This is a genomic window from Hydrogenophaga sp., from assembly GCF_048549895.1.
Taxonomy (GTDB): Bacteria; Pseudomonadota; Gammaproteobacteria; order Burkholderiales; family Burkholderiaceae_C; genus Hydrogenophaga.
The window spans coordinates 1-10,073 of the sequence record NZ_JBLYYB010000241.1 but is presented as its reverse complement, the minus strand read 5'-3'; the positions used below and the strand labels follow the sequence as shown (position 1 = coordinate 10,073).

Sequence of the window (10,073 nt, the reverse complement as noted above, 5' to 3'; positions counted from 1 at the left end):
ACTGGTTCTCTCGGCGGTCTTCGGACATGCAATGGGCAACGTCGCTGCGGGCGCGATGGCGGCGCTAATCCTGTTGATGTGGTGGGTGTTGCCCAAGCTTCTCAAGTCGAGCGGCAAACTTTGAAGGTGATGCCATCATGAAAGCTCGTGCCCGGTCTGCACTTGCTGGCTCGCTCGTTCTGTTTGTCTGCGATCCGGTGTCGGGTACTGTCAAAAGCTTGCGCTTAACGCGCCGGCCGAGTCGCCGCGGTGTTGGCCGTCAGTTAGCCGTGCGTTCGACATCAAGACTGCCGACCTGATAAACTTCGAGTATGCGTCGGTTGATACTCGTCCTTCTGCTTGCAGTGTTGCCCCTCCAGTTCGCCTGGGGTGCGGCGGTGACTTATTGCCGACATGAGCAAGGGGCAGCCGTCGGTCATTTCGGTCATCACAGCCACAAACACCAAACAGAGGCGAAGGGCGAAACGCCGTCTGTCTCGGCGGACCAAAAGGTCAATCCCTTGGCAGATGACCCCGATTGTGTTGCGCATCACATGGGTTGCGTTCCACCGATAGGCAGGTCACCACCTCTGCTAACTGCGGAATTAACTGCAGATCTTGTTTTCCGAGACGCAATAGCCGAGGCGGCATCTCCGCCGGTCTCCATCGAGCGCCCGAAGTGGTCGCGCGCCGAATAATTCGGCGAGGAAAAGACATTTCTCCAGACGACCAGCGCTGACCACCGACGCCTCGCCGAATTCTTCCGTTTCGTTGTTTGTTGCAAACAGGAGAATTCGATGCGAAAAAAATCGCTGGCGTTCGCCAGCATATTGTTCTGTACTGTCGGAGCATGCTTGGCACAGATGCCGGCGGGCCCTGAAGGTCAGTCCTCGACAGCGCAGATGTTGCGACCGTTGACGATGATCGACGCGCTCGCCAAGGCCTTGACAGCCAACCCAATGTTGCAGGCGAAGATGGCGGAGCTTGCCGCTGCCGAAGGCCAGCGCACCGACGCGGCGGCATGGCTCTACAACAATCCCCAAGTGTCGGTCGACCAGCGCCGCCGGTCCGTGCCCCAGGGCGCCGGCACCGATCGCCAGAGCGAATGGGGCGCCGGGTTGTCCCAAACCTTCGAGGTAGCGGGCCAGCGCGGCTACAGGCGCGAGTCAGCCGAAGCCGCGCTGAGCGCGTTGCGCCTGGAGATTGCCGACGTGCGGCGCCAGGTTCGTGCCGAGGTGTCCGAGCGCTACGTGCGCGTGCTGGCGCTGCAGCAGCGCATCGAACTCGAACGGCAGGCGCTGGGGCTGTTCGAGGACACCGCGACGGCGGTGGAACGGCGTCGCGCGGCCGGTGAAGATACTCGGCTCGATGCCAATGTGGCACGGGTCGAAGCCGAGCGAGCACGTAATCAGCTGGCGTTGGTCCTGGAGCAATTGCTGGACGCTCGGACTGGACTCGCCGCCCAGCTCCAACTGTCACCAGAGAGACTGCCGCTGGCCAGCGGCGACCTCGCCGCCGAGCGGGACGGTTACTCGCTCGAAACCCTGCTGGCCGCTGCCCAGGCACAGCCGCGCTTGCGTGCCCTGGCAGAGCGTGAAAACAGTGCCGCTGCGCGGCTGAAGCTAGAACGTGCCAGTACCTATCCGGATGTGACAGTTGGCTTGAACGTGGGCCGCGAAGGCCCGGGCTTTGCCCGCGAAAGGTTGACGACCTTGTCGGTGTCGATACCGCTGCCCTTCTTTCGACGCAACGCCGCCGGCATTGGCAAGGCCAGCACCGAGCTGAGCCAGTCACAGATTGAAAAGCAAGCGGGCACCCGAGACGCACAGGCCAATGTGACCGCGCTTTGGGCCCGTCTGAACAGCCTAGAGGTTCGTGTCCGCAGGCTGCAGCAATCGGTGCTGCCTGCGTTGCAAGACAACCAGCAACTGTCGCTGAAATCGCAACGGGCTGGCCAGATCGGCCTACTCGAACTGATAGTCGTCAGCCGCCAGGGACTTGACGCGCGCCGCGACCTGATCGAAGCCCTCACTGACTACCAAAGTACCCGCATTGCCCTCGAACTCGCGGCCGGTTGGCCGCAGGAAGAAGCCCGTCCATGAACCACTCGACTCTCCTGATCACCACCTCCACTGTTGGTGTCCGTCTCGTGCTGACGGCGATTACAACCGCACTTGCGCTGGCTATGGCTGGGTGCGGCGAGGGCGACAAATCTGCTCTTGCCGCACCGCCCGCCACGGCACAAGGCGAACGCAAGGAAGAGCCTGGCTTGAAACTGTCCCCCGAAGACACACAGCGCGCCGGCATCAAGCTCGAGACTTTGGCCGCTCAGAACCTTGCCGATACGGTAACCTTTACAGCGACGATCCGGCCGAACGCGGACCGTGTCGCCCGCGTTGCTCCACGAGTGGAGGGCAGAATCGTACAGGTCAGCGCTAACCTGGGTGACAAGGTGAAGGCCGGTCAAGCGCTGGCGGTGCTGGACAGTCTTGCGCTCGGCGAGGCGCACTCCACGCTGCAACGCGCCCAGGCAGCGCACCGCGTGGCGCAGTCTGAGTTCAAGCGCGCCGAGTCGCTCAGTGCCGACGAGATCATTCCGCAACGCGAGTTTCTGCGCGCCAAAGCCGGGTTCGAGTCGGCCACCGCCGACCTGCATGCTGCCGAAGACAAACTGCGCCTGCTCGGCGGCACCGCGTCCTCCGCGCGCGGCGGGCGGGAATCGTCCACGTTTGCGCTGACGGCGCCGTTGGCCGGAACGGTAGTGCAGAAAGACGCCACCGTCGGTGAGCTGGGATCGCCCGCCGCGGCGCTGTTCTCTGTTGCTGACCTGTCCATAGTGTGGATCGAGGCCAACCTCACAGAGGACAAGCTCGCCAGCGTGAAGACGGGCGCGGCGGCCACGGTCACCGTGACGGCCTATCCTGGGGAGCGCTTCGCCGGCCGCGTCACCTATGTTGCCAGCATGCTTGACAAGGACAGCCGTACCACGCCTGCGCGTATCGAAGTGTCGAACCAAGACGGCCGACTCAAGCCCGAAATGTTCGCCAGCGCCACCATCGAGACCGGAGGCACGCGGCCGCCGGCGCTGTCGGTGCCCAGCGGTTCGATCGTGCTGATGCAAGGGCAGCCGACAGTGTTCGTCGTCGGCAAAAACGGGTACGACGAACGTGCCATCGTGCCCGGCGAAAAGCTGTCTGGCAGAACAGTCGTCAGTTCCGGGCTGATGGCTGGCGATCAGGTCGTCGTCGAGGGCGCCTACGCGCTCAAGGCGCGCCTGCTCAAGTCGCAGATTGGCGATGCGAACTGACATCGAGAGAGAACAACCACCATGCTCAATGCCATTGTCGATGCCTCGCTGCGCTACAAGGTCCTGGTGCTCGTCGCTTTCGCGGTGATCATCGGTCTGGGCGTCCAGGCCTTCCGCCAGGTACCCGTGGACGCGTTCCCGGACGTGACACCGATCCAGGTCAGCATTTATACCGAGTCGCCCGGCCTGGCCGCAGAGGACGTCGAAAAACTGCTCACGACACCCATTGAGGCTGCAATGGCCGGGTTGCCGGGCGTGGAAGAAGTGCGTTCCGTTTCGCTTTTCGGGCTGTCTTACGTCGGCGTCTATTTCAAAGACGATGTCGATATCTATTTCGCGCGTCGCCTGGTCGGCGAAAAGCTACAAGACGCCAAGGGGCGCCTGCCTGAAGGCTATGGAGAACCGGTGCTCGGCCCCAATAGCTCGGGCTTGGGCCAAGTGTTTTGGTACACGGTCGAATCAGCCGATAGCAAGCTCGACGCGATGGACCTGCGCACGCTGCACGACTGGACGGTGCGGCTGATCTTGCGCACCTCGCCGGGTGTCGATGATGTGATTTCTTGGGGCGGCTTCCAGAAGCAATACCAGGTGCAGATCGATCCGCGCCAGCTCATCAAGTATGGCCTCTCTTTCAAGCAGGTGATGGAGACGCTGACTGCCAACAATAAGCAGGTCGGCGGGCAATCCATCAACCTGGGCTCAGAGCAGTACCTGGTGCGCGGCCTTGGGCTGGTGAGCAATACAGCCGACATCGCCGGCATCGTGTTGGCCGAACGTAACGGCGCGCCGATCTACGTGCGCGATGTCGCGCAAGTCAAGGAGGCACCGGCGCCGCGCTTCGGCGCCGTCACGCGCGACGGCAAGGAGGCCGTGCTGGGAATTGCGCTAGCGCGGGTCAACGAAAACGCGCAGGCCGTGGTCGATGCGGTGAAGGCGAAGATGGTGACGGCGCAGGCGGCGCTGCCCAAGGACGTGTCGCTGTCACCCATCTATGACCGCGCTGAACTCGTGCAGAAGGCACTGCAGACAGCCAAAAGCTCGCTGATCGAAGGAGCGGTGCTGGTGGCCATCATCTTGTTCCTCTTCCTGGGGGAATTTCGCTCGGCCATCGTGGTCATCGTGACGCTACCGCTGGCAATGCTGATTGCTTTCATCTTGATGCAGCAGTTCGGTGTATCTGCCAATCTGATGTCGTTGGCGGGCCTGGCCATCGGCACCGGCATGATGGTTGACGGTGCGGTGGTATTGGTGGAAAACGCCTTCCGTCTGCTGGCGCATGCCCGCGAATCGGGACGCCCTATCAACCGCACTCACATGATCCTGGAGGCGGCGCGCGAGGTGATCAACCCGATCGCCTTTGCGATCTTGATCATCATCGTTGTGTTCCTGCCGCTGTTCTCGCTGACCGGGCTTGAGGGAAAGCTTTTCAAGCCTATGGCGCTGACCATCACCTTCGCGATGGCGGGCTCGCTGGTGCTGTCGATCACGCTGGTGCCAGTGCTCGCGGCATTGATCCTGCGGCCCAAGGAGGAGAAGGACACCTTCGTCGTGCGCTGGGCCAAACGGGCCTACCTGCCTCTGCTGGACTGGGCGCTGGAGCGCAAGAAGCTCGTCATCGGCTCGGCGCTGCTGCTGCTGGCCGGCTCGCTGGCGCTGTTTCCGTTCCTCGGCAAGGAGTTCATGCCGACACTGCAGGAAGGCACGATTCAGTTCCGTGTCACCAACATCCCCTCGGCCTCGCTCGACGAGTCGATCCGTGTCTCCAACGTGGTCAGCGACGAACTGCACAAGAAGTTCCCGCAGGTCACTTCCGTGCTGGCCACCATTGGCCGTGCTGAAGGCGGCGAGACGACCGACGTGAACTACATGGAGATCAACCTCGCGACCAAGCCGCAATCGGAATGGCCGAAGAAGATGGCCTATGCCGAACTGGCGTCTGAGATGCAGCAAGCGCTTGAAGTGGTGGTGCCGACTGCCGTTTTCGGCTCCACACAGCCGATCCAGTCGCGGGTGGAAGAGTTGATCTCCGGCGTGCGCGCCACGCTGGCCTTGAAGCTCTACGGTGAAGATCTGGAAACGCTGGATCGGCTGACCGCGCAGATGAAGGGCGTGCTCGCTGGCGTACCCGGCGTCGCTGACCTGTCGGCCGAGGCCAACAAGGGCAAGCCCCAACTGGTGATCAAGGTCAACCGCGAGGCCGCCTCGCGCTACGGCATCAACGCCGACGAGATCCTCGAAGTGGTGCAGGCCGGTATCGGCGGCAGCACCGTGTCGACGCTGATCGAAGGCACCAAGCGCTTCGACATCTCAGTGCGGCTGTCCGACGAATTCCGGCTTGACCCGGCGACCATAGGCGCGATTCCGATCCGCAGCGCCGAGGGCGCTCTGGTGCCCTTCTCACAGGTGGCCACGATCACGCTTGACGAAGGATATTCGTTCGTGCGCCGCGAGTCCTTGCAACGGTATTCGGTGCTGCAGATGGACGTGAAGGGTCGCGACGTGGACGGATTCGTCAAGGATGCCGATGCCGCGCTGAAGGCGCAAGTGCAACTGCCGGCGGGTTACTACGTCCAGTGGGGAGGTGCGTTCGAGAACCAGCAGCGTGCGATGGCGCGGCTGGCGGTGATCGTGCCGTTGACCATCGGCCTGATCTTCATGCTGCTGTACACCGCGTTCAACTCGGTACGCCACGCCACCATCATCATCGCCAACGTGCCGTTCGCTGTCATCGGCGGCATCGTTGGGCTGTTTGTCAGCGGGCAGTACCTGTCGGTGCCGTCGGCGATCGGCTTCATCGCAGTGTTTGGCGTGGCAATGCTGAACGGCATCGTGATGGTGGAATTTCTCAACGACCAGCGGCGCCAGGGTCTGTCACCGCGCGAGGCGGTGCGAAGGGGCGCTGCGCTGCGGTTGCGGCCGGTGCTGATGACGGCGTCGGTGGCCATCCTCGGCCTCATCCCGATGCTGCTGTCCACCGGCGTGGGCGCTGAGACGCAGCGCCCGCTCGCCACGGTGGTGGTCGGCGGCCTCTTCACCTCCACGGCACTCACGTTGCTGCTACTACCGTTGATCTACGAATGGTCCGAACTGCGCGCTGAACGTCGCAAGCAGCAGCCTGACCCAGCCACTGTCATTGAAGGAGTCAAGCCATGAAGGAGATAAAGGCCTACGTGCACAGCAACCGGGTGGCCGGCGTCATTGCCGCCCTGAAAAGTTCCAGCGCCTGGGACACGCCGTCCCGTTCGGAGCACAACCTGAGCGTCTATGTGGTGAAGGGTTCTCTGGCGCCGCTGAGCGACAGCGAGAGGCACTATTCGATCGATCTGGGGGACGAGGTCATCAATGAATACAAGCTCGAACTGCATTGCGCCGACGAACACGTGGACGAATTGGTGGCCGTGATACGGCGCGAGGCGCATACCGGGCAGGTCGGCGCTGGATGGATTTACGTGATCCCGATCGAGCAGGCTGTGCGGGCGGATTGATCGCGCTGACACAACAGACATCAGATGTTCTGCCAAGTGGCACAGCGTTTGATGTTATCGACGCCGTGGTCATGGAGGCGTGATCGTTGAAGCTAATCTGACCTGTTGGCGGCTGTGGCCCAAACCGCGCCGCCGGACTGCGGAAACCTCTGAGCCAAAGTACACACGGCGCTAGCCAGTGGCTGCGCTTGGGGGAAAGTGACTGCGTGCAAAGCGGTCAATCGACCAAGCTGCTGATTCGCAGCTTGAACAGGGCAAACCGGCCTAGTAAGGGCCTCGACTGAATGGAGATCGACATGAGTATCTGGGAAAGACTTGCGCGCGGCATGATGGGTGGGCACAGCAATGACGGACATGGCAGTCGCCGTGGGTACGACAGCGACTTCGGCCAGCACGGGCGCTCGCGCGCGCCATATCCGGCACCCACTGCGCTAGGCCCGGCTGCGAATGCCCTGGCCTGCCTGAAGTGCGGTAGCCACAATGTGCCAGACGCGCGCTTCTGCTCGTCGTGCGGCAACCCGATGGTGCCGAGCAACTGCAGTTCGTGCAACTCGGTGATGGCAGCGGACGCGCGTTTCTGTCCGCAGTGCGGCAAGCCGAGAAGCTGAGGGTGACATGAGCACTGGTTCCGAACACGCCCTGCCAACCACCGGCAACGAACGCGCGCTGCGCGTCGCGCTCGTGCTGACTGGCGGCTTTATGCTTGCCGAGGTGATCGGCGGCTTCATGCTAAATAGCCTGGCGCTGCTGTCCGATGCGGCGCACATGTTCACCGACGTGGCAGCCCTGGCCATCGCGCTGGCTGCGATCAGGCTGGCCCGCCGCGCAGCAGACAACAGGCGCACCTTCGGCTACCACCGCTTCGAGATTTTGGCGGCGGCCTTCAATGCGCTGCTGCTGTTCGGCGTTGCGGCGTACATCCTGTTTGAGGCCTGGCAGCGCTGGAGTAACCCGCCTGCGGTGCAGACCACTGGCGTGCTCGTCATCGCGGTGCTCGGCCTTATCGTCAACCTTGTGAGCATGCGCCTGCTGAATGCGGGCAAGGACGCCAGCCTCAACGTCAAGGGCGCCTACCTCGAAGTCTGGAGCGACCTGTTGGGCTCGGTCGGCGTGATCGTTGGTGCGCTGGTCATCCGCTTCACTGGGTGGAACTGGGTCGACACCGTTATTGCCGTTGCCATCGGGCTCTGGGTGCTGCCGCGGACATGGATCCTGCTGCGCGAGACAGTCAACATCCTTCTCGAAGGTGTGCCCGACGGCGTTGACCTGGCGGCAGTGCGCCAGGCTTTGCTGGGCCTGCGCGGAGTGCTGGCCCTGCACGATCTTCATATCTGGGCGGTGACCAGCGGCAAGACCAGTCTCAGCGTGCACATCGTGCATGGCGCCCCTGGTGTCGATGCGGCGGAGCTGCTGGTCGCGGTGCGGGCATTGCTGATGTCGCAATTTGGAATCGCGCACATCACCGTGCAGTTGGAGAACGCGCCCTGCAACCAAGCCGGCGCCGACGGCGGCGAGCGGGTCGAGACCGAGCACTGGCAGGCGCAGGCCTGATGGCGTCCACCCGTTGGCCCGTGTCAGCCATTCGAGCGGCCCGGCCGCTGCGGCGACCGTCGGTCAGCATCAACATGCTTGCGCTGGCCGCCAGCATGTTCTTTGCAATCGCCTGCAACGGGCCTTTCCTGCGCGGTACCCTGGAGGGTCGCACCTGGGACGCGTGGGCGACCTGGACCTTTGCTGCTGCGATGGTGGTGCTCCTGGGTGCGTTGCACATGCTGTTGCTGTGTCTCGTGTTGAACCGCTGGACCGTGCGGCCGGTGCTGAGCGTGCTTGTGCTGACCACTGCATTCGCCACGTACTACATGCAGCGGTTTGGCGTCTACCTAGACCCGAGCATGCTGCGCAACGTGCTGCGCACGGACCCGGCCGAGGCGCGTGAACTGTTCGGCTGGAGCATGCTGCCTCACTTGCTGTTCTATGCCGTTTTGCCGCTGGCGCTCGTGTGGTGCGTGCGGCTGACAACGCGCCCGCCGCTGCGCGCCTTGCTCTGGCGGTTGGCCGCCATCGCCACCAGCGCGCTGCTGATCCTGGGCTCGCTGCTGCTCGTGTTTCAGGACTTCTCGGCAATGATGCGCAACCAGAAGGAGCTGCGCTACTTGATCACGCCGGCCAACTACCTGTATTCGGCCGCCCGCGTCCTGTCGGCTGACACCCGCACGGCAGCGCGTGCGCGGGCGCCGGTCGGTATCGATGCCCGACAGGCGCCTTCCTGGCAGCAGCGTAGTAAACCGGCGCTGTTCGTCATCGTCGTCGGCGAAACCGCGCGGGCGTCGAACTGGGGGCTCAACGGCTACGCGCGCCAGACGACGCCACAGCTGGAGCAGCTGGACGTGCTGAACTTCAGCGACGTCAGCGCCTGCGGCACCAATACCGAGACCTCGCTGCCGTGCATGTTCTCGGCCGTCGGCCGGCGCAATTACGACGAGGACCGCATCCGCTCCAGCGAGTCACTGCTGCATGTGCTGGCGCGGGCGGGATTTGCCGTGCTCTGGCGCGACAACCAATCGGGCTGCAAGGGTGTGTGCGAAGGTCTGCCGCAGCAGCCCATCGACCCGGCCCTGCTGCCCGACCTCTGCACCGACGGTCGCTGTCTCGACGAGACACTACTGCGTGGGCTTGACAGTGTGGCTCGCGACACGAAGGGCAACCTTGTGATCGTGCTGCACATGCTCGGCAACCACGGCCCCAGCTACTACAAGCGCTACCCTGACGCATTCAGGCGCTTTGCGCCCACCTGTGACACCGGCGAACTGCGCCAGTGCGACCGTCAGGCCGTCGTGAACGCTTACGACAACGCCTTGCGCTACACCGACCACGTTCTGGCCGCCACCGTCGCCTTTCTGAAGGCGCAGGAGCCGCGTTTCGACACCGCGATGCTCTACGTCTCCGATCACGGCGAGTCGCTTGGCGAGAAGGGGCTCTACCTGCACGGACTGCCGTATGTTATCGCTCCCGATGAGCAGACCCGCGTGCCGATGGTGTGGTGGTTATCGCCCGGTTTTACCAGCAGCTTTGGGCTGAGCCGTGAGTGTTTGGCCGATCAGGCGGCAAAGCCCTGGGGACATGACAACCTATTCCATTCGACGCTTGGTCTCTTGCAGGTGCAGACCAGCGTCTATGAGCGTTCACTCGATATCTCGGCGGCTTGCCGGCGCTGATGGTCGCTGCCGCGTAACTCTCACAGGGCAATTCGGTTATACCGATAAAGTTACCGTAAAGGCGCGACGCCTCGCCTGATCCCGCTT

7 protein-coding genes are annotated in these 10,073 nt (G+C 63.2%); all 7 read left to right on the top strand.

Going from position 1 to position 10,073, the window contains the following annotated elements:
• Positions 1–776 precede the first annotated feature (776 nt).
• The 7 genes from ACN4F8_RS21945 to ACN4F8_RS21915 all read left to right on the top strand — a co-directional run bounded on the left by ACN4F8_RS21945 (position 777) and on the right by ACN4F8_RS21915 (position 9,986).
• On the top strand, positions 777–2,081 hold the full coding sequence (locus ACN4F8_RS21945) for a TolC family protein (protein WP_300649381.1): 1,305 nt from the start codon (positions 777–779) through the stop codon (positions 2,079–2,081).
• Positions 2,078–3,286 (top strand): efflux RND transporter periplasmic adaptor subunit, encoded by a 1,209-nt coding sequence (locus ACN4F8_RS21940; protein ID WP_300649382.1) that lies wholly within the window; start codon positions 2,078–2,080, stop codon positions 3,284–3,286. The genes ACN4F8_RS21945 and ACN4F8_RS21940 overlap by 4 nt, the downstream gene beginning before the upstream one ends.
• Positions 3,287–3,307: 21 nt before the next feature.
• Positions 3,308–6,439 (top strand): efflux RND transporter permease subunit, encoded by a 3,132-nt coding sequence (locus ACN4F8_RS21935; protein WP_300649383.1) that lies wholly within the window; start codon positions 3,308–3,310, stop codon positions 6,437–6,439.
• The gene (locus ACN4F8_RS21930; protein ID WP_300649384.1) at positions 6,436–6,771 is read left to right on the top strand and encodes a P-II family nitrogen regulator; all 336 of its coding nucleotides are present in this window, start codon (positions 6,436–6,438) and stop codon (positions 6,769–6,771) included. Before ACN4F8_RS21935 ends, ACN4F8_RS21930 begins: the two co-directional genes overlap by 4 nt.
• A 284-nt stretch (positions 6,772–7,055) precedes the next feature.
• Positions 7,056–7,379 (top strand): zinc ribbon domain-containing protein, encoded by a 324-nt coding sequence (locus ACN4F8_RS21925; protein ID WP_366146707.1) that lies wholly within the window; start codon positions 7,056–7,058, stop codon positions 7,377–7,379.
• Between the two features lie 7 nt (positions 7,380–7,386).
• Entirely contained in the window at positions 7,387–8,322 is a 936-nt protein-coding gene (locus tag ACN4F8_RS21920; protein WP_300649386.1) for a cation diffusion facilitator family transporter, read from the top strand.
• Positions 8,322–9,986, top strand: a complete 1,665-nt coding sequence (locus ACN4F8_RS21915; protein WP_300649388.1) for a phosphoethanolamine transferase — start codon at positions 8,322–8,324, stop codon at positions 9,984–9,986. Before ACN4F8_RS21920 ends, ACN4F8_RS21915 begins: the two co-directional genes overlap by 1 nt.
• The last annotated feature ends 87 nt before the right edge of the window (positions 9,987–10,073 follow it).